Source organism: Vreelandella zhanjiangensis DSM 21076 (assembly GCF_000377665.1).
Classification (GTDB): Bacteria; Pseudomonadota; Gammaproteobacteria; order Pseudomonadales; family Halomonadaceae; genus Vreelandella; species Vreelandella zhanjiangensis.
On sequence record NZ_KB898654.1, the window covers coordinates 120,133 to 145,463 of the forward strand.

At 54.9% G+C, this 25,331-nt stretch carries 22 protein-coding genes; 6 read left to right on the forward strand and 16 right to left on the reverse strand.

The features are described 5' to 3' along the window. Positions 1–32: 32 nt before the first annotated feature. Together D467_RS0116745 and D467_RS0116750 are read right to left on the reverse strand one after the other, a co-directional pair. Positions 33–1,487 carry a catalase gene (locus tag D467_RS0116745; RefSeq protein WP_018918693.1) on the reverse strand — a complete coding sequence of 485 codons (1,455 nt, stop codon included), beginning with the start codon at positions 1,485–1,487 and terminating at the stop codon, positions 33–35. 215 nt (positions 1,488–1,702) lie between these two features. Beyond that, the gene (locus D467_RS0116750; protein WP_018918694.1) at positions 1,703–2,734 is read right to left on the reverse strand and encodes a succinylglutamate desuccinylase/aspartoacylase family protein; all 1,032 of its coding nucleotides are present in this window, start codon (positions 2,732–2,734) and stop codon (positions 1,703–1,705) included. 235 nt (positions 2,735–2,969) lie between these two features. Between D467_RS0116750 and D467_RS0116755 the strand changes: the two genes are divergently transcribed. Further along, positions 2,970–3,581, forward strand: coding sequence for a TetR family transcriptional regulator (locus tag D467_RS0116755; protein ID WP_018918695.1), 612 nt, complete (start codon positions 2,970–2,972; stop codon positions 3,579–3,581). A 67-nt stretch (positions 3,582–3,648) separates the two neighbouring features. Next, complete coding sequence (locus tag D467_RS0116760) at positions 3,649–4,587, forward strand: alpha/beta fold hydrolase (protein WP_018918696.1); 939 nt, start codon at positions 3,649–3,651, stop codon at positions 4,585–4,587. Positions 4,588–4,596: 9 nt separating this feature from the next. Here D467_RS0116760 and D467_RS0116765 read toward each other — a convergent pair whose 3' ends face one another. The 12 genes from D467_RS0116765 to D467_RS0116820 form a co-directional block, all read right to left on the reverse strand. Further along, entirely contained in the window at positions 4,597–5,271 is a 675-nt protein-coding gene (locus D467_RS0116765; protein WP_018918697.1) for a hypothetical protein, read from the reverse strand. A 213-nt stretch (positions 5,272–5,484) separates the two neighbouring features. Next, positions 5,485–8,670 (reverse strand): efflux RND transporter permease subunit, encoded by a 3,186-nt coding sequence (locus D467_RS0116770; protein WP_018918698.1) that lies wholly within the window; start codon positions 8,668–8,670, stop codon positions 5,485–5,487. Then, the gene (locus D467_RS0116775) at positions 8,670–9,947 is read right to left on the reverse strand and encodes an efflux RND transporter periplasmic adaptor subunit (RefSeq protein ID WP_018918699.1); all 1,278 of its coding nucleotides are present in this window, start codon (positions 9,945–9,947) and stop codon (positions 8,670–8,672) included. Before D467_RS0116775 ends, D467_RS0116770 begins: the two co-directional genes overlap by 1 nt. A gap of 116 nt (positions 9,948–10,063) precedes the next feature. After that, positions 10,064–11,536, reverse strand: coding sequence for a TolC family outer membrane protein (locus D467_RS0116780; protein WP_018918700.1), 1,473 nt, complete (start codon positions 11,534–11,536; stop codon positions 10,064–10,066). Between the two features lie 454 nt (positions 11,537–11,990). After that, positions 11,991–13,478, reverse strand: a complete 1,488-nt coding sequence (gene xylB / locus D467_RS0116785; protein WP_018918701.1) for a xylulokinase — start codon at positions 13,476–13,478, stop codon at positions 11,991–11,993. Next, a complete protein-coding gene (locus tag D467_RS0116790) occupies positions 13,478–14,965 on the reverse strand; it encodes a mannitol dehydrogenase family protein (RefSeq protein ID WP_018918702.1) in 1,488 nt (495 codons plus the stop codon). Before D467_RS0116790 ends, xylB begins: the two co-directional genes overlap by 1 nt. Before the next feature lie 115 nt (positions 14,966–15,080). Then, positions 15,081–15,758 carry an HAD family hydrolase gene (locus D467_RS0116795; RefSeq protein WP_018918703.1) on the reverse strand — a complete coding sequence of 226 codons (678 nt, stop codon included), beginning with the start codon at positions 15,756–15,758 and terminating at the stop codon, positions 15,081–15,083. Further along, on the reverse strand, positions 15,755–16,903 hold the full coding sequence (locus tag D467_RS0116800) for an ABC transporter ATP-binding protein (protein WP_018918704.1): 1,149 nt from the start codon (positions 16,901–16,903) through the stop codon (positions 15,755–15,757). The genes D467_RS0116795 and D467_RS0116800 overlap by 4 nt, the downstream gene beginning before the upstream one ends. Before the next feature lie 11 nt (positions 16,904–16,914). After that, positions 16,915–17,802, reverse strand: a complete 888-nt coding sequence (locus D467_RS0116805; protein ID WP_018918705.1) for a carbohydrate ABC transporter permease — start codon at positions 17,800–17,802, stop codon at positions 16,915–16,917. Between the two features lie 29 nt (positions 17,803–17,831). Then, positions 17,832–18,722, reverse strand: a complete 891-nt coding sequence (locus D467_RS0116810; RefSeq protein WP_018918706.1) for a carbohydrate ABC transporter permease — start codon at positions 18,720–18,722, stop codon at positions 17,832–17,834. Between the two features lie 78 nt (positions 18,723–18,800). After that, positions 18,801–20,120: an ABC transporter substrate-binding protein gene (locus D467_RS0116815; RefSeq protein ID WP_018918707.1), complete on the reverse strand. Its 1,320-nt coding sequence runs from the start codon at positions 20,118–20,120 to the stop codon at positions 18,801–18,803. A gap of 154 nt (positions 20,121–20,274) precedes the next feature. Beyond that, positions 20,275–21,225 carry a sugar-binding transcriptional regulator gene (locus D467_RS0116820; protein WP_018918708.1) on the reverse strand — a complete coding sequence of 317 codons (951 nt, stop codon included), beginning with the start codon at positions 21,223–21,225 and terminating at the stop codon, positions 20,275–20,277. A gap of 184 nt (positions 21,226–21,409) precedes the next feature. Here D467_RS0116820 and D467_RS0116825 point away from each other — a divergent pair, with 184 nt between their 5' ends. Further along, complete coding sequence (locus tag D467_RS0116825) at positions 21,410–21,721, forward strand: YqfO family protein (RefSeq protein WP_018918709.1); 312 nt, start codon at positions 21,410–21,412, stop codon at positions 21,719–21,721. A 33-nt stretch (positions 21,722–21,754) separates the two neighbouring features. Here the strand turns inward: D467_RS0116825 and D467_RS0116830 are convergent, their stop codons facing one another. Beyond that, positions 21,755–22,312 carry an NUDIX hydrolase gene (locus D467_RS0116830; protein ID WP_018918710.1) on the reverse strand — a complete coding sequence of 186 codons (558 nt, stop codon included), beginning with the start codon at positions 22,310–22,312 and terminating at the stop codon, positions 21,755–21,757. Positions 22,313–22,405: 93 nt separating this feature from the next. On the opposite strand from D467_RS0116830, the gene D467_RS0116835 reads away from it, so the two are divergent. The 3 genes from D467_RS0116835 to D467_RS0116845 all read left to right on the forward strand — a co-directional run bounded on the left by D467_RS0116835 (position 22,406) and on the right by D467_RS0116845 (position 24,647). After that, positions 22,406–23,074, forward strand: coding sequence for a CoA pyrophosphatase (locus D467_RS0116835; RefSeq protein WP_018918711.1), 669 nt, complete (start codon positions 22,406–22,408; stop codon positions 23,072–23,074). Next, complete coding sequence (locus D467_RS0116840) at positions 23,071–23,739, forward strand: 2OG-Fe(II) oxygenase (RefSeq protein WP_018918712.1); 669 nt, start codon at positions 23,071–23,073, stop codon at positions 23,737–23,739. The genes D467_RS0116835 and D467_RS0116840 overlap by 4 nt, the downstream gene beginning before the upstream one ends. 455 nt (positions 23,740–24,194) lie before the next feature. Beyond that, positions 24,195–24,647 carry a PRC-barrel domain-containing protein gene (locus D467_RS0116845; RefSeq protein ID WP_018918713.1) on the forward strand — a complete coding sequence of 151 codons (453 nt, stop codon included), beginning with the start codon at positions 24,195–24,197 and terminating at the stop codon, positions 24,645–24,647. A gap of 184 nt (positions 24,648–24,831) precedes the next feature. Here the strand turns inward: D467_RS0116845 and D467_RS0116850 are convergent, their stop codons facing one another. Continuing rightward, positions 24,832–25,254: an OsmC family protein gene (locus D467_RS0116850; protein ID WP_018918714.1), complete on the reverse strand. Its 423-nt coding sequence runs from the start codon at positions 25,252–25,254 to the stop codon at positions 24,832–24,834. Between the last annotated feature and the right edge of the window lie 77 nt (positions 25,255–25,331).

Below are 25,331 nucleotides of genomic sequence, written 5' to 3' on the forward strand. Positions count from 1 at the left end.
GGTGGGCGGCAATTAATTCACGTTAGCGTGGTTTAGTTGCCGCGCACGCCTTTCTCGATACGCTCACCGACTTCCTGATCGATATTGCGCCAATATTCAAAAGCGCGCTCTAGAACCGGCTCAGTAACGCCATCCGAAAGGTGGCCAACTACGTTGGATACCAAGCGATCACGCGCAGCGTCGTCCATTACTTCACGCACCAACGTATGTGGCTGGCTCCAGTCATCATCGTCTTTACGCAAGGTATAGGCGGTACGCACAAGCTCACCGCTGGTCGCCCATACGGCATCTTCCGGGAAGCGCTCGCCATCGGCTTTGGGGCCGCCTTTACTGTTCGGCGCATACACAGGGTCCGTTGCGTTATGCATCCGCATCGCCCCGCCCTGGGTATAGCTATTGACCGGGCACTTGGGCGTATTGACCGGAATATGCTTGTAGTTCACCCCCAGGCGAGCCCGGTGGGCATCGGCATAGGAGATTGAACGCGCCAGCAACATCTTGTCGGGTGAAAGCCCGGTGCCAGGCACCATATTGTTAGGCTCGAAGGCAGCCTGATTGATTTGGCTATGGAAGTCGGTGGGGTTTTCATTAAGGGTCAGCTTACCCACTTCCATCAGCGGATAGTCATCGTGGGGCCACACTTTGGTCAGATCAAAAGGATTATAGCGATACGTTTTAGCATCCTCGAAGGGCATGATCTGCATCTGCAGTGTCCAGGTGGGATACTCGCCGCGCTTGATGGCTTCAAACAGATCACGGCGGTGGTAATCCGCATCGTTACCCGCCATCTGGTCGGCCTGTTCCTGGGTCATGCACTTGATGCCCTGGTCGGTTTTGAAGTGGTACTTCACCCAGAACCGCTCACCCTCGTCATTCACCCACATATAGGTATGGCTGGAGTAACCATTCATGTGCCGCCAGGTAGCGGGTACGCCACGATCGCCCATTAGCCACGCCACCTGATGGGCGGACTCAGGCACAAGCGTCCAGAAATCCCACTGCATATCGTGATCACGCAGGCCGTTATCCGCCCGGCGCTTTTGCGAATGGATAAAGTGCTGGAACTTCATCGGGTCACGGACAAAGAACACGGGGGTGTTGTTACCCACCAGGTCGAAGTTGCCCTCTTCGGTATAGAACTTTATCGCAAAGCCGCGCGGATCGCGCCAGGTATCCGGGCTGCCGCTTTCCCCCGCAACAGTTGAGAAGCGAATCAGCACATCGGTTTTAGTGCCTTTTTTCAGAAACTTGGCTTTGGTGTACTTACTGACATCATGAGTGACTTCAAAATGGCCGAAGGCGCCGCTACCCTTGGCGTGAGGCTGACGGTCGGGAATCATCTCCCGGTTGAACGCCGCCATCTGCTCCATCAGGAAATGATCGTGTAGAACGATGGGGCCATCGGGCCCTACCGAAAGTGAATGCTCATCGCTTGAAACCGGAATACCGGCACCTGTCGTCGTATATTTGGAATTACCGCTCGTCATTACCTTTCCTCCATGTCACGGCTGGCACGGCGCCTGGGCGCCGTGTTTTTATAAAATCTATGTTTTTAATAAATTTTATGTACTGAGCAGTCGTTGTTATTTTTAATTTAAGCTAATAAGACGCCCCCAAAGGTATAGTCAAGCGCGGAGCATTACGCCATTTATCTGACTGAATTGCTTATTTATTGGGCCGATAGGCTTTTTATATGACGCGATTAATACAGCGCGTCGGGCAAAGGCGTCAGACTTGAGTGAAAGCTTTCAATCGCGGTTTCTGCCTCCTCAATCTCATCAAACCGGGCAATGTGATAAAGCGCTTCGCCTTCATTGGCAAGTGGTAAACGACTCATGCCGATCACAATGCCATCAGCCATCGATTTAACTTCATCTTCCTGATTGCCAAACGGATCGGCGACTTTTCCCAGCACTTCGCCTTTAGCAACCCGGGCGCCCAAACGCACCTGAGGTCTCAAGATACCGTCGATAGGCGCCCGCGCCCAGCTAGACCCATTGGCAAGCTCTGCTGGCGCAGTCGAGCGCCGACGCTGTTCGCCGGTCAGCATATCTAAACGGCGCATCACACGTAGTATGCCCCGCACGCCCGGAGCGATGGCCCACTCGTCAAACCGTAGCGCTTCGCCCGCTTCATAGGTAAGCACAGGAATGCCTCGGTTTTGGGCGTAGTGGCGAAGGCTGCCCTCACGCAGCTCTGCGTTGAGTATCACCGGCGCGCCAAAGGCATCCGCCATACGCTCGGTTTCACTGCCAGGGCTTAGCTGCGCGCGAATTTGCGGCAAGTTGGTGCGGTGGATAGCGCCTGTGTGCAGGTCGATAATATGCGTGGCTTTATCCACGATCTGCTCACGAAACAGCGCGGCAATTCGTCCACCCAGGGAGCCGGTTTCACTGCCGGGGAAACAGCGGTTAAGGTCACGCCGGTCTGGCAGATAGCGGGTCTGCTGCAAAAAGCCAAACACGTTCACCACGGGCACGGCAATCAGCGTGCCGCGCAGGCTTTTAATAGCTTTTGAGCGCAGCAGGCGGCGGACGATTTCCACGCCATTGATTTCATCACCATGAATCCCGCCGCACACCAGCATAACGGGCCCCTCTTTGCGCCCGTGTACGACTTCAACCGTAATATGTAGGGGTGTATGGGTGTAAAGACGCGCAACCGGCACGTCGATTTGTGAACGTTGGCCAGGCTCTACGGTATGCCCAGCGAGTTGAAAAGCTGCTCGCGCCATCTTGAAATTCCTATTACCAGCGGTATTCCCACGCATGCACGATGGCATTAACCAAGTGATGCTATAAGCCTAAACGCCCATTCGCAGGGTTAGCGCCTGTGCATTATGGAAAGCATACAAAGTTGATAACACATGTAATGCGTTTAATCATCTATCCATACAGTTTTGAATGTAAAAATCGTGGCGTATCAGATAAAATAAGATCATCTTGTGTCATTACTGAGGTTGCGTTTCCATGGCAAGAAAGACCAAAGCGGAAGCGGCTGCTACTCGTGAAGCGCTGCTGGATGCTGCCGAGGAGGTATTTTTTGCAAAGGGTGTCGCACGCACGTCTCTTGAGCAGATTGCTCGGCATGCAGGGTTAACCCGTGGCGCGGTCTACTGGCATTTTAAAAACAAGGGCGACCTGTTCATGGCACTGGTGGAACGCGTACGCATGCCGTTCCAGTCGTTGATGGACGCCGTCAGTAAAGCCGACGAAAAGCTTTCCCCGATGGAGGCCATTCGGCTTGCCTGCCATGCAGGCCTGGCACGCCTTGAGCAACCTTCTCATCAGCGTATCCTGTCGATTTTGCTGCATCGCTGCGAATTTTTTAGCGATATCAATCCCCTCGCCATGCAGGATGAGATCGGTGAAGAGTGTTTTTCCGAAATGCTGATCGTATTCAAGGAAGCCGAACACCAGCAGCTGCTGCGTGAAGATTTAACTCCTGAGGTCGCGACCCGCATGATGCAGTCGGTACTTGGTGGCCTTTTCCACGACTGGCTGCGCACCCCGCATGCGTTTTCCATACGCCAGCGTGGCGGCGAACTGATTGATACCTTGATACGCATCATGCATCGCTAGCCCATGATATTCGCTGCAATGCAGCAATCTACCTATACTGGGATGACTGCAGGCTTTGGAGCATCCCATGGACGCCCTGGAATTTATCCGCGTACGCGAACTAGAAGTTGCCATACGTATTTGGAACCCTAACGCACCGCGCACGCTGGTAGCTTGGCACGGTTTAGCCCGCCACGGTGGCGACTTTAACGCCTTCGCCCGCGCACTGGGTAATGAATGGCGGGTTATTGCTCCCGATACGCCGGGCAGAGGGCTTTCCAGCTGGTCACTTTTTCCCTCCCACGATTATCTTTATAGCCACTACGTTAATGTTGCCATTGCGGTATTGGATCACTTCAAGCTTGAGCAAACCGACTGGCTGGGCACCTCCATGGGCGGCTTGCTAGGCATACAATTGGCCGCCCACGCTGAGCACAGCAAGCGCATCTCGCGCCTCATACTTAACGATGTTGGGCCTGAGTTAAATAATAATGGGCTGATTGAGCTGGCAAGCTACTTCAGTACTCATCACCGCTTCACTACCTTGAGCGAATTGTATGCTGAGCTAAGAGAGCATTACGCAAGCTTTGGCATTCAGGAGGAAGCGACCTGGCGGGAGCTATTGCTAAGCAGTGCTCGCCGCCTGCCTGATGGCAGTTGGACCCACCATTTCGATCCGCGCATCAACAAGCAGTTTATTCACGATACTCCGCGGGATATGTGGAAGGATTGGGCGGCTATTCGCTGCCCGGTCATGGTCATTCGTGGCGAGCACTCGACACTGCTGGATGCAGCAACCCTGCCACGCATGTCAAAAGATCAGCCTGAGCTGGTAATGCTTACCGCGCCCGGCTGCGGTCATGCCCCCATGCTGGACCGCTTAGAACAGGTGGCCCCCATTCGTCAGTTCCTTCAACAGCCGCTACCCGCTCATTCAACGTCCTCCCGGCCATCCAGCCCTGCCGCCAATGACGCGCTACCCATAGGACGATGGCTAACAAGGCAGTGGCGGCGCTGGTTCAAGTAATGTGTAGCGTTAGGTCGAATATCCTGCGTCATGACCTTTATGGTTAAGGCGCAGTTTATTCAACCGTACCCGGGTATCCAGATATGTTTGCTCAGTAACGCTGCGATAAGCGCTTTCATCGGCCAGGTATTTCACCAGCACACGGCGCTCGCCCTCTTGAGGGCAGTCGCCCTGCTTGCAATGCAGCCTTACGCGGCTATTCGGTTCATTTTCAATGACCGCGGTAGCAAATTCATTGCCTTCACGTTCAGATACCACCACCGTGGCACCTAACAGGCAGCGCCGTGTGAACGGCTTATAGCGATGCAAATTACGCTGCAGCATATGGCACATCATGGCGGCGATGGGTGAGGCAATCGCAAACACTATCCATAAGACAAGTACACCCACCGGCACTCGCAGCATACCCAACGACAGCCAGCGTAATGCTAAAAGCTCAATGACTAATGAAAGCGCTCCCGCCACGACGATTAGAAACGTTAGGGCCAGTGTGGCTGGCACACCCGCAAACCCTAACGATACCAATGTGCTGGCCATATGGTCATCACGCAGGCTGTCACGCTCAAATAGCTCAAGCGGGGCTATACGCACCAGCACTAATAACCAATACAGCGCTAGTAAAGCGAGCAGGAAAGTAAACACGATAGTGGGAAACTGCAGGGCAGCAGAAACAAACGGTTGCATGGCGTGTCCTCCTCCAGGCATATCGCCCGGTGTTGTTTTCGCTTGCGATGATTTTATTAGTTCAAGCTGAAAACGATTTTCCTTTTTTAGCGTAGTCCAAACTATTCTTTTTTGCCTTTGAGTGTCTTGACGCGTGTCATCCCCACATAAAAAAAGCGGGCGCTGCCCGAAGGCAACACCCGCTCATTAACCACTTAGCGTTTTAATCAAGCATCACTGCTGGTCATGCTCCAGTGCCGGCTTTTGATTATCACGATTAGGGTGGCGCTTGCGATACAGCCAATCAGATACAGTGGCAATCATGGCGTAGAAACTGGGGATAAACAGACTGCCCAGAACCGCAACCGATGCCATGCCCACCGCAACCGTGGTGCCGATATGGTGGCTGCTGACGTCACTTGCGCCGGTAGCTAGTGCCAGCGGCAAGGTACCGAAGATAAACGCAAGTGATGTCATGACGATAGGCCGGAAGCGTAGCTCAGCTGCGGTAATCGCCGCCTCGCGGATCGACTTGCCCTGCTCTTTACGCTGCAGCTCGGCAAACTCCACAATCAATATGGCGTTCTTCGCTGCTAGCCCCACGACCACCAGCATACCGATCTGAACATACACGCTGGTATCGAGCCCGCGTAACGCAATCCCTCCGATGCCGCCCAGGAAGGCAAACGGTGTGGCGGTCAGTACCGCCAGCGGCAGCGACCAGCTTTCGTACTGAGCAGCCAGGATCAGGAAGACCATCATGATACCAAACACGATGGCGAGCATCGCCGTATTACCCAAGTTGGCTTCCTGGTAGGCCGTACCCGTCCACCCCATGCCCCAGTTCGGGCCTAGTGTGTCCATTACCACCTGGTCCATGGCTTCAATCGCCTGAGCCGAACTATAGCCGGGAGCGGCTCCACCCTGGAACTGCGCACCGGTATATACCCCAAAGCGTGAAACTACCGAGGGACCTACCTGACGCTCCAGCGTGACAAATTCAGACAGCGGAATACGCTCGCCATTGCCGCCACGCACGTAAACGCTACTCACGTCATCCGGCGTTTTACGGAAGGTATCCTCGTTTTGCAGGTACACCTGGAAGTTACGGTTCTGATAACTGAAGAAGTTAACAAATCCATTACCGAAGGTATTGGCAAGCGCCGAGTTGATATTTTCCAGCGCCACGCCATAGCTCAAGGCTTTTTGCTGATCAATTTCAGCCCGGTACGAAGGCACGTTAACGTTAAACGTGGAGAACACCTGATTTAACGCCGGGTGCTGGTTAGCTGCGCCCATGATCTGCAGCGAGGCTTCGTAAAGCTCGCGAGGCGAAGCACCGTCAAACGACTGCAGGTAGCCGGTGAAGCCGCCCGTCGTTGAAAGCCCCATGATCGGCGGAACGTTAAAGGCCATGGCCGTACCACCGTCAATACTCGACCCGAGCTGCATGATCTGACCGACCAAAGAGCCAGCCGTCAGGTCACGATCGCCCCAAGGCACCATGTTAACGAAGATAATCCCACGCGCCGTATTCACCGCACTTGCCAAAATGTCATAGCCCGCTATCGCCGAGGAATACTGCACGCCAGGAATATCTTCAATAGCGGAGCTAAGCTTCGCCATATACGTCTGGGTACGATCAAGCGAAGCCGCATCGGGTAGCGATACGCTGACCAGTACAATACCCTGGTCGGTTTCCGGTACAAGCGTTGAAGGCGTATTAACAAACAGCCAGTAAGAACCCGCTCCTACCGCAATCGTCAATGCCAACGCCAGCACCCAAAAGCGCACCAGCCTTACCACAAACCACATGTAAACCGCGGTAATGCCGGCAAACAGACGGTCAAACAGGCGTAGCGGCGTAGTAATTGCCCGCTTGAAGGCCGATTGACGCGTTTGGTGCAGGTTGTGCTTGATAAAGATGGCTGAAAGCGCAGGCGTAAACGTCAACGCCATCAAGGCTGACAAGGCTACCGAAATCGCCACGGTAATCGCGAACTGCTGATAAATCTGCCCGGTAAAGCCTCCCAGGAAGGCAACCGGTACGAAGACCGCAGCCATAATCAGGGAGGTAGCAATAACCGGCCCGCCAACCTCTTTCATGGCGCGAATCGTGGCGTCGTGAACCGAGATATCATCTTCTTCACTCAGCACACGCTCGACGTTTTCCACGACAAGTATCGCGTCATCCACCACGATCCCTATCGAAAGTACCAGGGCAAACAGCGTGAGCAGGTTGATCGAGAAGTCGAACAGGTAAAAACCTGCAAAGGTACCGATGACCGAGACAGGAACCACCGACATGGCAATAACGGTGAAACGCCAGTTCTGCAGAAAGATAAACAGAATCACGATAACGATCAGGAAGGCTTCGATAAAGGTATGAAATACCGTTTCTACCGATGCATCGATAAACTGAGTAGTGTCATAGGGCGTTACATACTCAAGCCCAGGCGGGAAACGCCCGGCCAGATCATCCATTGTCGCACGCACCGCATCAGCGGTTGCCAAGGCATTGGCGCCTGGCTGCTGGTTAATGATGATGGGCGTCATGGTGGAGCCATTCAGCCGTGCATCAATACCGTAAAACGAGGCGCCCAGTTCGATACGCGCTACGTCCTGAAGACGCAGTGATGAGCCATCAGGGTTAGTGCGCAGATAGATATTGCGGAAGTCATCCGTATTGGAAAGACGACCGCCAGCGGTGATCGTGTAGGTATAGGCACGCGGCTCACCCTGCGGGGTTGCCGCCAGGTTACCTGCCGGAATTTCAGTGTTCTGCGAGCGAATGGCGCTGGCGACTTCACTCGGGGTCAAGTCGTACTGGGCCAGCTTGTCGGGATCCATCCAGATACGCATGGCGAACTCGCCGCCACCCAACACCTCGGCGTTACCTACGCCAGGCACCTGGCGCAGTTCATCGAGAACGTTAAGGGTGGCGTAGTTCTGCATATAAACGTTGTTGTAGTCGCCGCTGGGTGACGTCAGGGCGATCAACATCAAGATGGAGTCAGAGCGCAGCTCAACGGTTACACCCTGAGACTGCACCTGCTCAGGTAGCTGCGAAAGCGCTCCCTGTACGCGGTTATTGACGTTGATGGTATTGATATCACCATCGGTGCCGATATTGAACGCCACGCTCAGGCTCATGATGCCGTTATCAGCGCTGTTAGAGGTCATGTACAGCATGTCCTCTACACCATTGATCGCCTCGGCAAGCGGCGCCGCCACCGTTTGCGCAACGGTTTCAGCATCCGCACCGGGGAACTGAGCCTGCACCGATACGGTGGGCGGCACCACGCTCGGATACTGCTCGATCGGCAGTATCCGCATGGTCATAGTGCCTACCAGTGTCAGGATAATCGCCAGTACCGTGGCGAAAATCGGACGACTGATAAAGAAGTTAGAGAGATTCATTATTGAGCACCCTCTTCCCCTTCACCTGCCGGCGCTGCGCCAGCGCCGTCGGTCATTTCTGACGCGGCCTCAGCCTGTTGCTGCTGTTCTTGCGCTTCGGCTTCTTCAACGCTTTCCACCAGCTCATCGGCATTGCCGTTAAAGGGCTGTGGATCAATCGCCATGCCGGGTTCCAGACCCGCTGGGTCACCCACTACTACACGGTCGCCCTCTTCCAGACCACCGGCAATCAGCTGCCAGGGGCCAGCCACTTCGCCTAGCTGAATGGTGCGCTCGCGTGCTTGGTCTTCTTCATCCAGCACAAATACCCGCGGCCCCATCAAGCCTTGGGTGACCGCAATTTCCGGCACGGCAAACACGTTAAAGCGCCTTAAACCGTCAAGGCTCACGCGTACGAACTGACCGGGCAGGATAGCGCCGTCAGGGTTATCAAACGTGGCAGACGCCTGAACCGTACTGGTTCCACTATCCACCCGCGAGCCCAGAAACTCTAAACGCCCTTCCAGTTCAGAGTCGTCTGAACCGCTTAAGCCTGGCACACGCAGGCGCGCAGTTATATTGGAAGCATCACCGGCTTCGTTTAACTGACGACGCAGCTCAAATGCATCGCGCTGTGGCATCTGAAAGCGTACTTCCAACGGATCAAGTGGCGTGATAGTGGCAAGCTCGGTTCCCGAATTAACGAAGTTACCCACGTTGATCTGGCTCAAGCTGATCATGCCGGAGACAGGCGCCGATACGTTGGCATAGCCAAGGTCTAGATTGGCGCTGGTTAAGGCAGCTTCTGCCTGGGCAACATTGGCTTGCGCCACGCGCTGCTCTGCCTGCGCCTGATCATACTGCTGACGGCTTACCGAGTTCTGACCTAACAACTGCTCAAAACGCTGGGCATCACGCTGGGCGCGGGAATATTCGGCACGCGCACTTTGCAGGTCGGCTTCACGCTGGTTGACCGTTGCCTGGTAAAGGTCTGGCTCGATGGTATAAAGCGAGTCGCCCTCTTCCACCATCTGGCCCGGCTCGAAATGACGCTCCTCCAGATAGCCACTCACGCGAGCGACCAGTGTCACTTCGCGATCACTACGTAACAGCGATGGATAGGACTTGTTAAGCGGAATATCCTGGCGCGCCATTTCGGCCACTTCTACCTTGTGAGGCGGCGCTTCTTGCTGAGCGCCCTGTTCCTCTTGAGGCTGTTCCTGGCCGCAGGCCGTCAGCGCTAGCACAGCAATCAGCGTTACTAGACTCGCTCGGCCTGAGTGAATCACCTTTCTCATACGTTGATATCCCTTGATCTTTCGAAACGTTGACTAACGACGCCACAATGCCTTTTAAGCGACGCTAAACTTATAAAGCACGGTCGCTAGTCTGAAGCCATGTCTATTAAACGTTGTTACATGCCGGGAGTGGGCGGAGCCCCGATATCCATGGCACGCTGATAATTGTCTTCACCGCCATCAGGCAGTGTAAAGCTCACCTGCTCGCCGGTTAGCCAGGCGTTGACTTCTTCGATTGCCGGCACGTCAAGCAGGCCTGACTGCTGGCGCAACGAGAGAAGGTTCACCACATAGTCGTAACGGGCTTCTGCATAGTTGGCGATAGCGTTGTAATAGTTCTGCTCAGCATTTAGTACATCAACAATGTTCCGGGTACCGACTTCATAGCCTGCCCGCGTGGCTTCCAGTGCACTTTCTGTCGACACAATGGCCTGTTGGCGCGCTTCAACCGTTTCGACGTTGTTGCTCACCTGGGTATAGAGCGAACGTACCTGCTGGATCGTGGTACGACGCTGCGACTCGAACTCGTACTGGGTGCTCTCTAGCTGGTAAGTCCCCTGGCGAATGCTCGCGCTGGTGCTACCGCCGGTGTAGATAGGCAGGTTGGCAGATACGCCAATCTGGCTTGAGGCGTCATAGCCGCTGACAGCATCAAGGTCATTGGCGGCATGCTGGTAATTAGCAAATGCCTGAAAGGTTGGAAGACGGCCAGCACGGGCAATATCGACACCCACACGGGAAATTTCGATACCCGCCTGCTGGGCAAGTACTTGCGGGTTACGTTCGATAGCTTGCTCGACCCAGTAATCACGATCGTTAGTGGGTACGGCAACCGGCATATCGCCCAGGGAATCGATATCGGCATAACGCTGACCGGTTAACTGCTCAAGCACTTCAAAAGCCACCTGAAGATTACTTTCGGCCGCGATACGGTCGGCGCGCGACTGGTCAAAGCTTGCCCGCGCCTCTTCCACTTCGGTAATCGCAATCAAGCCTACTTCAAACTGTTCGCTGGCCTGCTCTAACTGGCGCCCAATAGCACGCTCTTGAGCCTGCCTGGCTTCCAGTACCTCATTGGCCCGCAGAATATCGAAATAAGCGCTCGCCACATCAATCAGTAACTGCTGCTCGGTCGCGGCCAGCAAATACACCTGCTGGTCAATCTGGCGCTCGGCTTGGGTTACCTGCTGGCGCGTGACTTCGTTAAACAGTATCTGGGTGGCTTCCAAAGTAAGCGACAGGCTGTTGTAGCGGTCTTCACCACCACCGACACCCACGCCTGCACCGGTTCCCGCGTCGGTTCCGGCTCCTGGGGCTCTGGCGGACGACTGGCTTTCAAACTGTTCGTGATGTACCACGTTGCCTGACGCATTTACCTGGGGCAGCAACCCGCCACGCGCGACATCCCGCGCGGCTTCCACACCAGAATACTGGGCGCGCGCCGAGTTCAACGAAGCATTGTTGCTCAATGCATCACGGGTAATGGTGACAAGGTCAGCCGCCTGTGCGGGCAACACAACAGACGCGGTAAGAACAGCCAATAATAAGGGTCGTAAAGGGGCATTGACTGCCCAGTGTGCCAGTCGCATGGAAGTGCCTCTAGGTGTCAACGAAGGGTGGTGCTGCAAGTAAGCCATTTGCAAAGGATGGCATTATAGTTACATTCATGTATGTATGCTAGACTTGAAGTCTGCCTAATTGTATGTACACAGCATTGTCAAGGGGTGCCCCTTTACCCTAGACCAAAGCATCGTATGAGGGCACCTTTTTAGCGCTATTTAGTCTTAAGATTTTCTACCGCTATCTTACGCTTTATTGTTAAGTCGCTGGTTACCCAGAGTAAGACTCTCGCACTGTCACGCAGCACTCAACGCCACCGCTGCAAGTAGCACCAAAGAGTAGTAAATGATTAATCAGTGGGTAGAGCTGAAAAAGCGCTTCTCGCCTTGGCCAATGCGAGGGGTAGGTGTACTTCCTGGTGTGCCAGCTACCCCCTGCGTGCGTTGATGCTCTGAAAGCCTGAGCGTCTGAAAGATTGACGTGCTATACGCCCTGGTGGCGCTGCTTCAGCGCCTGGGTGTAGCGCGTATAAACGTCCTGGTAGGCTTCAACGCGGGCCAGGTTGGGCTCGGCAAGCGACTGGGCATCAAGATGAACCATACGCTGGCACAATGCCTCCAGGGTAACGCCCTGAGAACGCTGATCACACCAGGCCGCCTGAATCGCCGCGCCTAACGCAGCGGCATCGGTAATCTCGGGGCAAATCACTTCGGTGCCGGTAATATCAGCCACCATTTGTCGCCATATTGGGCTATTGGCACCACCGCCGATCAGACGAATCTGGCTCGCGCCCGCCGTTAAATCACCTAGCAGTTCAAGCCCATAGCGCAGCCCAAAGGTTGCCCCTTCCACCACCGCGCGGCAAAGGTTTGCCTGAGTGGTATTTAAACTGGTCAAGCCCAGAAAATCCGCCGAGGCTTCCGGCAGCATTGGCACGCGTTCGCCGTTGAAAAATGGCAGCACGGTAACCCCATCAGCGCCCACCGGGGCGCTGGCTACCTGCTCGCTAAACGTGGCCAGATCCAAGCCAAACAGCTCGCGTATCCGGGTAGTCGCCGAGGTGACGTTCATGGTGCAAATAAGCGGCAGCCAGCCGCCGGTGCTTGAGCAAAAGTTCGCCACCATAGCGTTATCGCAGATAACCGGCTCAGGCGAGTAGGCGCATACAGTACCGGACGTCCCCAGGCTTAGCGTTATTAGCCCTGGGGTGATATTGCCGGTGCCTATGGCGCCCAGCATATTATCGCCACCTCCGGAGGACACTACCACGTCATCGCCAAGCCCTAGCTCGCGGGCGGCAAGCAGGCGTACAACCCCGGCAGGCTCATGGGCTTCCAACAACCGCGGCAGTACGCGCTGCGGATCAAGTTCCGGGGCTATCTCCGCGAATACATCTAACTGCCAGCGCCGCGTTCGGGTATCAAAATAGCCGGTACCTGAAGCGTCGCCCGCTTCGGTCACCCGCTCGCCAGTCAGCCAAAAATTCAGGTAGTCGTGGGGCAACAACAGACTATCGATGCGCCGATAGGCATCCGGCTGATGTTCTCGCAGCCAGACGATTTTGGAGGCGGTATAGCCGGTTTGCAGTACAAGGCCGAGCTTTTCCAGGCAGCCAGCCTCGCCGCCCAAGCGGGCAACAAGCTCACTGTTCTGCACACTGGTTTCGGTATCGCACCAAAGCTTGGCGGGATAGACCGGCGCGCCGTCAGCATCGAGTGCCACCATGCCGTGCTGCTGGCCGGAAACGCCGATACCCCGCACCTGCTCGGCGCTTATCCCTGCGCGCTCCAGGGCGCTAAAAAAAGCCCCTTTTAAAGCAGCAAGCCATTCAGACGGCGCCTGTTCGCGCCGCCCGTTTTCGCCCTCATCCAGCCGGTGTGGCCGACTAGCCTCGCCAAGAATAGCGCCCCGTTCGATATCAACCACCACGACCTTGGTACTTTGCGTACCGCAATCCACTCCGATATACATCACAGCGTTCCTTTGGAGACCACAAGTGCTTGCAGCGTAACCCGTGCGCCGTGCTTATGCAGCGAGTTAAGCGTTTGCACATAGGCCTCATGAAAGCGCGGGTGGTCGGATAAGTCGCCAAACAGTTCACGGTTGTCGATAAATGCACTCGGCCGTGTACGGTTTTCAGCAGCAATCGCGGTGAGCGTGTCTTTTAAGCGGTCCACTATTTCGATAGGCTCGCCCTGCTCATCGATACCTTCAGCGTAGCGTGCCCAGCTGGCCACTACCGCAGCACTGCGCTTGATCTCACCACCGTGGGCCAGTTGATGATGAATCACCGGCACCAGCCACTTGGGGATACGATCAGAGCTTTCCGCACACAGCCGCGCCAGCGTGTCCTTGATTTCAGGATTGGCGAAACGCTCAATCAGGGTTAAGCGGTAAGTCTCCAGGTCCACGCCCGGTACCGGGGCTAGCGTGGGCGAGCCCTCTTCGCGCATATAGCCCAGCAAAAAGCCCACGAATAGCGGGTCCTGGCAAACCTCGTGGGCATAGCGATAGCCCGCTAAATAACCAAAATAGGTGAGCGCCTGATGGCTGGCATTTAAAAGCCGCAGCTTCATCAATTCATAAGGCTCGACATCCTCAACCACCTGCACGCCTACCTGCTCAACCGGCGGGCGGCCCAGCGGGAAATGGTCTTCCAGCACCCATTGGGTAAACGGCTCACACACCACGGGCCAGGCATCATCAATACCAAAGCGATGCGCCAGCTCGTCGATATCCGCCTGTGCGGTAACGGGCGTGATGCGGTCCACCATGGCGTTGGGAAACGCGACTTCTGCAGCAAGCCACTCGCCCAGCTGGCTATCACGGGCGCGGGCGTAGGCTGTGAACATGCGCTTGGCTACGTCGCCATTGCCTTGAATGTTGTCACACGACATCACGGTAAACGGCGCGATACCACGCTCGCGGCGGCGTACCAGCGCCTCAACGACCAAGCCAAAACTGGTCGAGGGCTTTTCAGGGTGGGCCAGGTCATCGCGCACCTGGGGAGTTTCAAGATTGAACTCGCCGGTCACCGGGTGAAAGTTGTAGCCCCCTTCGGTCACGGTGAGCGACACAATCCGAATCGCCGGGTCGGCCATCTGCTCAATGACCGCCTCGGGGTCTTCCGGGGCAAACAGGTAATCCACCATACTGCCGATGACCCGCGGCGCGTACTCGCCGCCAGGGTGCTTGACCACCAGGGTATACAGATGATCCTGCGCGGCGAGCACCTGCTGCATGCGTCTATCACCCGGCATGACGCCAACCCCGACGATTCCCCAATCAAGTGCCAGCCCCTGATTCATCAACGCATCAAGATACATCGCCTGATGGGCACGGTGGAAACCGCCCACGCCAATATGCACGATGCCCGGCGTTACCGTGCTCCGGTCATAAAGAGGAGTGCCAATGGGGGAGCCTAGTTTGCCCACATTGTGATTATTAAGCTGGGTCATCATCGCTCTCCTGGTAAGGAACTGGCTAAAAAGGCGCCGCCGCCGGAAATCATCGCCACTTTATGGGTTAGCTTCATTGCCGCCCCGCTATTATCGAATGCTGATAGCCACCGGATTAGCTGGCGGCACGTACCTGCCATTCATTCACCAGCGCGCCAAGCCCTTGCATATGTTCCAAAATGCGCCAGGCACCCGCTTGTTGAAGTCGCCCGGGCTGTTCGGCATCCACATGGCTTGCGCCGACAAAACCAATCACGCACATACCGGCGGCGCGGGCAGCGGTAACACCGGCCACGCTGTCTTCTATCACCAGGCAATCACTGGGTAGGCAACCCAGCTCAGCGGCGGCGAGCAGATAAAGCGCTGGATCAGGCTTTGGGTTAGCGACCTGGTCGGCGGTAAAAATGGACGTGCCCTTGCCAAACGCATCGGCCAACCGGGTGCTGGAAAGCGATGCCACTACCCGTTTGCGGCGGCTGTTGGACACCACCGCCTTGGCCAGGGGAATCGCAAGCACCGCGTCATAGGCGCCCGCCATGGGATTAAGCTCGTGCGCCAAGCGCTCCTCGATAGCCGTATCCATCAGTTCGGTGGCGTTATCAGGTAACGTATACGCGCTGTGCTGCTCAAGATATTTAAGGATATCGCCCGTGGTCATCCCCAGCGCCTGGCTTAACCGCTCGGCCACGTTTATATCCGGAAGCCACTGGCCGAGATACTCTTCCAGCACGCCTTCCGCCAGTGCTTCGCTATCGACCAGCACGCCATCGCAATCGAATATCACAACCTTCATACCGGGGCCTCGGCAGCACCTGGGGTACGGTTATCCTGTCGGGTCAGCCCGGCCAGCGGATGCTGGGTAAGGCTTGCCAGCGCACGGCCGTCGCTATCAAACAGATGCGCACGCTCAGGGGCGAAGCTAAAGCGCACGGTTTCGTGTACCCGGTAGCCCACATCGCCATCGGCCATCAGGGTTACCAGCAGTTCTCCCATGCGCACATAAAGCGATGTTTGCCCGCCTAAACGCTCAAGCACTTCAATTTGACCGCTTAACGCGCCCGCCTCATCCAGCACCAGGTGTTCTGGCCGGACACCCAGTTCAAGCGTTGCGTCCTGCTCAAGGGTATGGCCATCGGCGGGCACCGTGCACTCCCCCCCACCGGGCAAACGTATATAGACACCCTCAGGCGATACGCTTAACAAGTCGACATTAAAGAAATTCATCTTGGGCGAGCCGATAAAGCCCGCTACAAAGCGGTTAGCCGGGTGATGATAGAGCGCCATGGGTGAGCCCACCTGCTCGACCACACCGTCATGCAACACGACAATCTTGTCGGCCATAGTCATGGCTTCGATCTGGTCGTGGGTGACGTAAATCATGGTGGCGTTGAGCTTATCGTGCAGGCGGGCAAGCTCGATGCGCATCTGCACGCGCAGCGCGGCATCCAGGTTGGAGAGCGGCTCATCAAACAGGAAAATACTCGGATTGCGCACTATCGCCCGGCCAATGGCCACCCGCTGACGCTGACCACCGGAGAGCGCTTTGGGCTTACGATCCAGCAGCGGCTCAAGCTGGAGTACCTTGGCCGCTTCCAGCACCTTGGCGCGGCGCTCCTCTTTAGGCACGCCGGCCAGGCGCATACTAAAACCCATGTTGCCTTCCACGGTCATGTGCGGATACAGGGCGTAGCTTTGAAACACCATGGCCAGGCCGCGGTCGGCCGGGCCGACCTCGTTCATGCGTTGGGCGTCGATCACAATGTCACCGTCGGTGGCGCTTTCCAGCCCTGCGATAATGCGCATTAGCGTTGATTTACCGCACCCCGAAGGCCCGACAAAGACCACAAACTCCTGATCGTTCACGTCAAGATCGATGCCCTTGAGTACCGAGGTGTCGCCAAAGCGCTTGGTAATATTGTTAAGTTGTAAGGTTGCCATGCAAAACTCCTTTACTTGACGGCGCCAAAGGTCAGGCCACGTACCATTTGTTTTTGGGTCATCCAGCCAAGAATAAGGATGGGGGCAATGGCCATGGTGGAAGCCGCCGAGAGCTTGGCCCAGAAAAGCCCTTCAGGACTTGAAAATGAGGCGATGTACGCGGTTAGCGGAGCGGCCTTGGAAGACGTGAGATTAAGACTCCAAAACGCTTCGTTCCAACTCAAAATCACCGACAGCAGCCCGGTAGATGCGATGCCGGGCAGAGTGAGTGGCAAGAGCAGAAAGAACACTTCCTGCAGGGTCGACGCACCGTCCATTCGCCCGGCTTCCAGGATGTCCTTGGGCATATCCTTAAAAAAGGTGTAAAGCATCCACACCACGATAGGCAGGTTCATTAAGGTGTAAATAATGATCAGCCCGGTGCGCGTATCGAGTAACCCGACATCACGGAAAATCAGGTAAATCGGCACCAGCACACCCACGGGGGGCAACATCTTGGTGGAGAGCATCCACAGCAACGTACCCTTGGTGCGTCTGGTGGGTAAAAACGCCATGGAGTAGGCAGAAGGAATGGCAATCAATAGCGCCAGAAAAGTCGAGCCAAACGCGACGGCGACACTATTGAGCGCAAAGCGCGCATAGCCTGAACGCGCCTGAACGGCTTCATAGCTTTCAAGCGTGGGCGAAAAAATAAAGCTTGGGTCGGCAATCGCGGCCGCTTCGGTTTTAAAGCCGGTGAGTATCATCCAGAGAATCGGAAAGAAAATCACCAGGGCGACCGTCCAGCCCAGCACGGTGATCAACAGCATTTTCATGCTGGCAGCCCCACGGCCCGCGCCGGCACTGGCATTAGCACTGGGCATGGCCTGCGCTGGGGTATTGGAACGTAGTAGTGTCATTTGTATTCTCCAAGTGCCCAGGGCGCTCGCTAGTCTTCCAGGTTTTTGGCAACCATTCGCACCAGAAAAATCGCCACGATATTGGCCAGGATAATCGCGATCACCCCACCGGCTGAGGCGACACCCACATCAAAATCAAGCAGTGCCCGCATATAGATCAGATAGGCCAGGTTAGTTGTGGCAAGCCCAGGTCCGCCCGAAGTGGTCACAAAAATTTCGGCAAAAATGGTCAGCAGGAAGATCATTTCAATCATGATCACCACGCTGATCGCCCGCTTTAGATGGGGCAGCGTGATAAAGAAGAAAATAGCGATAGGCCCGGCACCATCCATCCGCGCGGCCTCGACCTGGTCTTCATCCAGGGACTGCATCGCGGTGAGCAGAATCAACAGCGCAAAGGGCAACCACTGCCATGCCACAATGATCACGATGGAGGTTAACGGCAGCGCTGAAAACCAATCAACGGCAGGCAAACCAAGTGAGTTTGCCAACCACGCCAACACCCCGTTAGAGGGGTGCATCATCATGTTTTTCCACACCAGTGCGCTCACGGTGGGCATCACAAAAAAGGGTGAAATCGCCAACACTCGGGCAATCCCGCGCCCGGCAAAGTCCTGCTGAAACAGGACGGCCAACAGCGTGCCGCCCACTACGGTAATCGCCAATACCCAGCCTACCAGCAGCAAGGTATTGCCCATTGCCTTCCAAAGTGCGGGGTCGGTCAGCAGATACTCGTAGTTTTCAACACCTGCAAAGCCGCTCATGCCCGGCATCAGCAGGTTGTAGTACTGAAAGGAGAACCATATCGTCATGCCTAACGGTATGATCATCCATAGCAACAGCAGCGTCACAGCGGGGGCTTGAAGCGATAACGTTCTAAGTCCGCCGACCGTGCGGCCAGAAGCACGTGTTTTAGTCATGGGAATACCTGCGCGAAAAAACCAACGAGAAACCGTCACAACACGCCTACCCGCGTAGCGGGTAGGCGCTTTTTTATATCAGTCGTTGTAACCCGCTCGCTGCATAGTGCGCTCAGTGGCGCGCTGGGCACTGTTTAGCGCTTGCTCTACCGTGGTGTCGCCGGTTAACGCAGCGGCAATGCTCTGCCCTACCTGGGTGCCAATCGCCTGGAACTCGGGGATATTGACAATTTGCACGCCGGTATAAGGGTTCGGCTCTAGCGTGGAATCGGTTGGGTCAGCATTTTGAATCGCGCTCAGCACAAAATCAGCGAAAGGCGCGGCTTGCGTGTACTGCTCATTGGCGTAGGTGGATTCGCGAGTACCCGGCGGTACATTGGTCCAGCCATGGGTTTCACCGACCAGCTCAATGTATTCCTGCGATGTCGCCCAGGTTATGAACTGCTTAGCGGCGTCTTTGTGTTCGGAAGAGGCAGGAATCGCCAGCGCCCAGGTCCATAGCCAGTGCGAGCCTTTGGGTGTTTGTGCCACCGGTGCTGGGGCAAAACCAAGGTTGTCGGCAACGCTGGATTCGTCACCATCATAAAGCGTTCCCGCCGCGGAAGTAGCGTCTACCCACATCGCACAGTTTCCGCGTGAGAATAGCGCCAGGTTTTCATTAAAACCGTTGGAGCTGGCGCCGGGCGGGCCATAGTTACCCAGCAGGTCCACATAGAATTCGATGGCATTCATCCAGGGTTCAGAATTGAGCTCGGGGTTCCACTCTTCATCAAACCAGCGGCCACCGTAAGTGTTTACCAGCGTGGTGACGAAGGCCATGTTTTCACCCCAGCCGGGCTTACCACGCAGGCAGATACCCGCCACTCCTTCCTGCGCACCGTGGAGCTGCTCGGCCCAGTCGCGCACCTCGCTCCAGCTCGGCTGTTCGGGCATTTCAATACCGGCTTCCTCGAAGAGGTCTTTGCGGTAGTACATCATCGAGCTTTCCGCATAAAACGGCAGTGCGTAGGGCGTGCCATCAAGGCTTAGGCCATCGCGTACGGACGTCAACAAGTCGTCTACGGCGTACTCGTCAGGTAGGTCATCCAGGGGCTCAAGCCACTCGCGCTCTGCCCAGATCGGTGCTTCATAAGCGCCGATGGTCATCACATCAAACTGACCGCCCCCGGTGGCAATATCGGTGGTCATGCGCTGGCGAAGAACATTTTCTTCCAGTACCACCCAGTCCAGCGTGATATCCGGATGCGCCTCTTCAAACGCATCGGTCAAGCTCTGCATGATCACCATATCGTTGTTATTAACGGTGGCAACGGTGATTTCTGTTTGGGCCTGAGCATGGCCAGCCATCGCAATGGCTGCCGCTAAGGTGGTCACAGGCAAGTGACGCGCGAGTCGCATAAAGCTCTCCTTTGGCAGGTATTGGCATTATTATCGCCTGATCATTTTGATCATGTTCCGAACAAATGATCGTACTTAAACCAAAAAAAATCAAAGCTCAATGGCTTAGACTTTACGCTTACGCGACTTGCTAAAGACCCGCTTTTGAAGTGGGTTAGAGTCGCTCGACAATGTTTTGGGCGGCTACTTCGTCCGTAATCAGCCCTTTTAACCAACCGCCCTGAAGGGCTGCGTGAATACCGGGGGCCTTAGCGTATCCTCCCGCAATCGCCACTATCGTCTGCTTGCCGAATTGCGCTAGCGGCAGGCTGGTAACACGCCGAGTAATCGAGCAATCAATCACCTCGCCCCGGCTATTTAACGGCCAACCAAGCAGTTCCCCCACTGCTTCCAGCTCCAACAGCTCATCAAGCTCGCGCTCACTGATAAAGTGGTCCTGAAAAAGTGTGGCCCGGCGATCGATGCGCCCGACGCCAATAAACGCCGCTTCGGCCTCTTTCGTTACCGTGGCAATGGCTTGAAACAGGCGCTGCGACAACATCGCATTTTTTTCCTCAAGCGATTCCGCCACCACCGGCGCCGGCAGTAAAAACCGCTCACCGCCGGTTTTATCCGCCAATAGCATCACCGCGTCGTAACGGTTAGCCGAGCCGTCACGAGCTACATTACCCACCAGCGACACAAAGCGGTGCTGGGGCCGCTCCATACGGTCAAGCGCCTCGACCGCCGCACGCACAGAGCGCCCGCTGCCAAGCGAAAGGGTAAGCGGTTGGCTGCGCTCAACCAGCTTGCCGATGCGCTCGGCTCCAGCAACACCCAGGTAATACGTGGCGCTGTCTGGGGTATTCTTTTCAGCGGGCACTACATCACAAAACGTCAGCCCAAAGTGGTCACGTAGCGCACGGCCCAACGCCATGCACGTCGAAATGGGATGATCAATATGTACCTTGACCATGCCTTCCTGGCGCGCCAGCGCTAAAAGACGCTGCACGCCAGGCCGTGAGACGCCTAACTGGCTTGCAATCTCGTCCTGGGTTAGCCCGCCAACGTATGACATCCAGGCCGCTCTTGCCGCCTGATCCAGCTTAACCTCAAATTTATCCATTGATTGGTTTCCCGCTCGTGTTTACAACTCCATTGATGAACCTACCGATTACTCTATTGACCAACCCTACACAACAAGTAGCGCTCTCCCCTCAACGCCACCGGCACGACCAGAAGCTGTCTATCCGCTATGATGCTATCTAGTTCATGGTTATATTTAGCCCATTGTTAACAGGAGTGACGGCATGTACAAGCTAGCGTTTTTTGTCCCTGTCGACGATGCAGAAAGCGTTAAGGAAGCGGTTTTTGAAACCGGTGCCGGGCGCATAGGTCATTATGAGGCCTGCTGTTTTCAAACTCAGGGCCGCGGCCAATTTCGTCCGATTGAAGGCGCCCACCCGCATATTGGCGAGGTGGGTAAGCTTGAATACGTTGAAGAGCTTAAAGTAGAGCTGGTGTGTAAAGATTCGTGCATCCACGCCGCCATTGCTGCTCTGAAGCTCGCCCACCCATATGAAGAAGTCGCTTACGATGTTTGGCAGCTCGACGATCTTTAGCCGCGCTCTTTAGCGAATCTTCGTCGTTAGCACTCAGGCACTGCCAAAGTAGCGTTCACGGTCTTCTGGGGTGATAGTGCTGCTGTGAAGCGGAAAGTGCCCCAAAGGCCGGTCGTGATAAAAGTGGCGCAGCGTACGTTCAATGGTGGGGAAGGCAAGTTCCTCCCAAGGAATTTCGTGCTCATCAAACAGGGCGACGTCCAGGCTTTCAACGCCTGCGCTAAAGCCACCCACCAGTTCGGCGCGAAAAATCATGTACACCTGATTAATGTGCGGCAGATCAATCAGCGTATAGAGGTCTGCCAGTGTCACCTCAGCATTAGCTTCTTCACGGGTTTCCCGAGTAGCTGCCTGCTGGGTGGTTTCGGCATTTTCCATATAGCCAGCGGGCAGTGTCCAGTAGCCTTTACGCGGTGCAATAGCACGCTTACAGAGCAGAACTTTGGAGCCACTAACCGGTAATGTACCCGCCACAATACGCGGATTCTGATAATGGATAGTACCGCAGGCATCACATAGATAGCGTGACCTGTCATCGCCTTCGGGAACGGCAAAACGTACTTTCTCACCGCACTGGCTGCAAAAATTCATGGTGTGTTCCTACGGCTAAATAGCAAAGATTACCGCGTGCTTGACGCGTATGACCACTGCTGGGTAAAAAGAGACAAAGTGATTGGATACCTCATGTTAGAGAATCTGCGCAAAAACCTGCAACAGCTCACCCCGCAACGGCTGGATCAATTTACGATGCAGGAAGCGGCGGTATTGCTACCCGTGGTTGATCGCCCATCGCCCACGCTACTCTTTACCCGCCGGGCGAGCCACTTAACCACTCACAGTGGCCAAGTCGCATTTCCAGGCGGCAAGCGTGAGCCGGAAGATAAAGATCTTTACGCCACGGCGCTGCGCGAAGCGCAAGAAGAGATCGCACTCGATCCTGCCTTGGTCGAGCCACTAGGACGCTTATCGGATGTTATTTCACTACACGGCCTGCGGGTAACCCCCTGGGTGGGCATTATCCCTCCCGATTTACCGCTGGTAGCCGACCCAGGCGAACTAGACGCTATTTTTGAGGTGCCGCTTAGCCATTTTCTAGAAGACCGGCGCACCCATACCGATGTTATCCCCGTCGATGGCGTGCCGCATTATGTGCCCTGTTACCATGTCGATGGCTATATCATCTGGGGGCTTTCCGCGATGATGCTGGTGGAGTTACTGGCGGAAGGGTTTGGTATGTCCATCGATTTATATCAGCAGCCCCCAGGGGCGCTGCGGCATTACCCGGAACGTAAAAGCCGGCTTCCTCAATCAACGGGCCTTCATTCAGATACGCCCAAGAGTATGCGCAAATGATGTCTTTTAACTCGACCACGTCGCCTGTGTTTACCCCCGCCGCCCAAGGGGCAATCGTGGATGCCCTGGTAGAACAAGGCTGGTACGTGGGCCAGGACGTTATCAATCTGGAGCTTTGCCAGGCTCTGCACCGTGAGCTTTCGCATATGGCGGAGCATGATGCGCTTGAGGAAGCAGGGGTCGGGCGTGGCCGACAACACCACCTGCGCAAGGATATTCGTGGCGATGCCATTCACTGGCTTGATCGTGAAAGTGAAGCCCAGCGCCACTACCTGAACGCCATGGGTGAACTCCAGCAGTTACTCAATCAGGCGCTGTTTCTGGGGCTATTTGAGTATGAAGCCCATTTCGCTCACTACCCGCCGGGCGCTTTTTATCAGCGTCATCTGGATAGCTTTCGCGGCCGCGCTAATCGCGTCATTTCAACCGTAGGTTATCTAAACCCTCACTGGCCAAGTGATGGCGGTGGTGAAATGGTCATTTACCACCCCGACGACCCAAGCCAGGAAGTGGCTCGCGTGATTCCTGAAGCGGGAACCTTCGCATGCTTCTTATCAGAGACGACCCCTCATGAAGTGCTGCCAACCCATCACCCGAGGTCGAGCATTGCCGGCTGGTTCAGGCGCAATGCTTCGCTCGGAGGAGTGCTGGATCCTGCCCGCTAATCGCCGGTTGCAGTGCCCGGCGCCCCCTCGTCAGGCACTGTTCTAAGCGTGGGCTCATTGCTGCTTTAACCCCTGTTTAATCATTATTCTTAAGCGTTTACCGTTTGATATTTATAGAAGCCTTAACAAAAGTTTTTAACAAAATCATTGAAATGCTGGCCATAGCGTCTACAGTAATAAGTGTCTTAGCGCAGTGAGGCGCTTGGCAGCGATAACTATCCCCGTAGCGATTCGCAATTTTATTTTAGGAGTAATAGTTGGCTAAAAACGTAATAAGGATGTTACGTAGGAATGCAAGCTTCAGGGAGCGATGACTAGTCACCAAATGATCAGTCACAAAGAGGCATCACATTGGTTTAGGCCAATGTCATTCATGAACTATCAGCCGCTATTAATTGATTGAGGCACCAACGTAGAAACGTTACGCCTTCATACAAGTGCAAGGAGCAAGAGTAATGAAAATGATCAAATCTGCTTTTATTGGTACCCTAATGGTTCCGGCCTTCATGCTGGCAGCTGGTACCGCGAGCGCTGAAGAAAACACCGCTACTACTACTTCAACTGCTGAAGCGACTTACATGACCAGCGCGCCAGCAGGCACGTTCTACGCTGACTCCCTCACGGGTAACAATGTTCAAAGCAGCGTTGAAGACGATGAAAACATCGGCACCATCAACGATCTCATTATCAATGAAGACGGCCAGATTGAAGCTGTAATTGTTGGCGTTGGCGGCTTCCTTGGTATGGGTGAAAAAGATGTGGCCATTGAGTGGGATTCACTCGAACTGACACAAAATGCTGATAACGACGAATATGAAATTCGCGTAAATGCATCACAAGAAGCTCTTGAAGAGGCTGAAGAGTTTGATCGCGATGCAGGCGACAACCTCGAAGCCAACAATAACTAATCCGTTATTGTTAGTTCATAAAAGCCCTGGCATATGCCGGGGCTTTTTTATGTCTATTGTTTTTTATATCTATCGCTTATGTTTTTTACCTATTAATAAAGCTACCCATTCATAAAGCGTATAAATAATAGGGCACATAAAAAACGCCCCTCTTTAAAGAAGGGCGTTTTGATATCAAAACACGTTAGCCTTTTAATTTGGCCGTCATGCTAATGTCAGCATTTAATACTTTTGACACGGGGCAGTTTGCTTTCGCTTTCTCTGCCGCTTCTTTAAAGCTTGCCTCATCAGCACCGTCGATATCAGCAACGACATCCAAATGAATTTTAGAAATGCTAAAGCCCTCAGAATCTTGCTTTAGGGTAACGCTCGCGCTGGTTTCAATTGCATTCGCTGTATATCCCTGATCGCCAAGAATCATGGAAAGCGCCATTGAAAAACAGCTGGCATGAGCGGCCCCAATCAGCTCTTCCGGGTTGGTGCCTTTTTCATCTTCAAAACGCTTTTTGAAGGAGTAGTTAGCATTGAGAACGCCACTTTCGGTTGAAACGGTGCCTTTGCCATCCTTCAGTCCACCTTCCCAACGTGCGCTAGCTTTACGATCCATGAAAAACTCCTTGTGCATAAATAACGATAGACCCGGCTAATCACTACCTATAAGCCGGGTAAAAGCGCCATTCGCCT

What these genes read in the sequence shown, in the direction of transcription:
- D467_RS0116745 (WP_018918693.1), bottom strand. Translation starts at nt 1,487, where the DNA reads ATGACGAGCGGTAATTCCAAATATACGACGACAGGTGCCGGTATTCCG.
- D467_RS0116835 (WP_018918711.1), top strand. Translation starts at nt 22,406, where the DNA reads ATGTTAGAGAATCTGCGCAAAAACCTGCAACAGCTCACCCCGCAACGG.
- D467_RS0116760 (WP_018918696.1), top strand. Translation starts at nt 3,649, where the DNA reads ATGGACGCCCTGGAATTTATCCGCGTACGCGAACTAGAAGTTGCCATA.
- xylB (WP_018918701.1), bottom strand. Translation starts at nt 13,478, where the DNA reads ATGTATATCGGAGTGGATTGCGGTACGCAAAGTACCAAGGTCGTGGTG.
- D467_RS0116775 (WP_018918699.1), bottom strand. Translation starts at nt 9,947, where the DNA reads ATGAGAAAGGTGATTCACTCAGGCCGAGCGAGTCTAGTAACGCTGATT.
- D467_RS0116810 (WP_018918706.1), bottom strand. Translation starts at nt 18,722, where the DNA reads ATGACTAAAACACGTGCTTCTGGCCGCACGGTCGGCGGACTTAGAACG.
- D467_RS0116795 (WP_018918703.1), bottom strand. Translation starts at nt 15,758, where the DNA reads ATGAAGGTTGTGATATTCGATTGCGATGGCGTGCTGGTCGATAGCGAA.
- D467_RS0116845 (WP_018918713.1), top strand. Translation starts at nt 24,195, where the DNA reads ATGAAAATGATCAAATCTGCTTTTATTGGTACCCTAATGGTTCCGGCC.
- D467_RS0116750 (WP_018918694.1), bottom strand. Translation starts at nt 2,734, where the DNA reads ATGGCGCGAGCAGCTTTTCAACTCGCTGGGCATACCGTAGAGCCTGGC.
- D467_RS0116825 (WP_018918709.1), top strand. Translation starts at nt 21,410, where the DNA reads ATGTACAAGCTAGCGTTTTTTGTCCCTGTCGACGATGCAGAAAGCGTT.
- D467_RS0116850 (WP_018918714.1), bottom strand. Translation starts at nt 25,254, where the DNA reads ATGGATCGTAAAGCTAGCGCACGTTGGGAAGGTGGACTGAAGGATGGC.
- D467_RS0116805 (WP_018918705.1), bottom strand. Translation starts at nt 17,802, where the DNA reads ATGACACTACTACGTTCCAATACCCCAGCGCAGGCCATGCCCAGTGCT.
- D467_RS0116840 (WP_018918712.1), top strand. Translation starts at nt 23,071, where the DNA reads ATGATGTCTTTTAACTCGACCACGTCGCCTGTGTTTACCCCCGCCGCC.
- D467_RS0116790 (WP_018918702.1), bottom strand. Translation starts at nt 14,965, where the DNA reads ATGACCCAGCTTAATAATCACAATGTGGGCAAACTAGGCTCCCCCATT.
- D467_RS0116755 (WP_018918695.1), top strand. Translation starts at nt 2,970, where the DNA reads ATGGCAAGAAAGACCAAAGCGGAAGCGGCTGCTACTCGTGAAGCGCTG.
- D467_RS0116800 (WP_018918704.1), bottom strand. Translation starts at nt 16,903, where the DNA reads ATGGCAACCTTACAACTTAACAATATTACCAAGCGCTTTGGCGACACC.
- D467_RS0116830 (WP_018918710.1), bottom strand. Translation starts at nt 22,312, where the DNA reads ATGAATTTTTGCAGCCAGTGCGGTGAGAAAGTACGTTTTGCCGTTCCC.
- D467_RS0116770 (WP_018918698.1), bottom strand. Translation starts at nt 8,670, where the DNA reads ATGAATCTCTCTAACTTCTTTATCAGTCGTCCGATTTTCGCCACGGTA.
- D467_RS0116765 (WP_018918697.1), bottom strand. Translation starts at nt 5,271, where the DNA reads ATGCAACCGTTTGTTTCTGCTGCCCTGCAGTTTCCCACTATCGTGTTT.
- D467_RS0116820 (WP_018918708.1), bottom strand. Translation starts at nt 21,225, where the DNA reads ATGGATAAATTTGAGGTTAAGCTGGATCAGGCGGCAAGAGCGGCCTGG.
- D467_RS0116780 (WP_018918700.1), bottom strand. Translation starts at nt 11,536, where the DNA reads ATGCGACTGGCACACTGGGCAGTCAATGCCCCTTTACGACCCTTATTA.
- D467_RS0116815 (WP_018918707.1), bottom strand. Translation starts at nt 20,120, where the DNA reads ATGCGACTCGCGCGTCACTTGCCTGTGACCACCTTAGCGGCAGCCATT.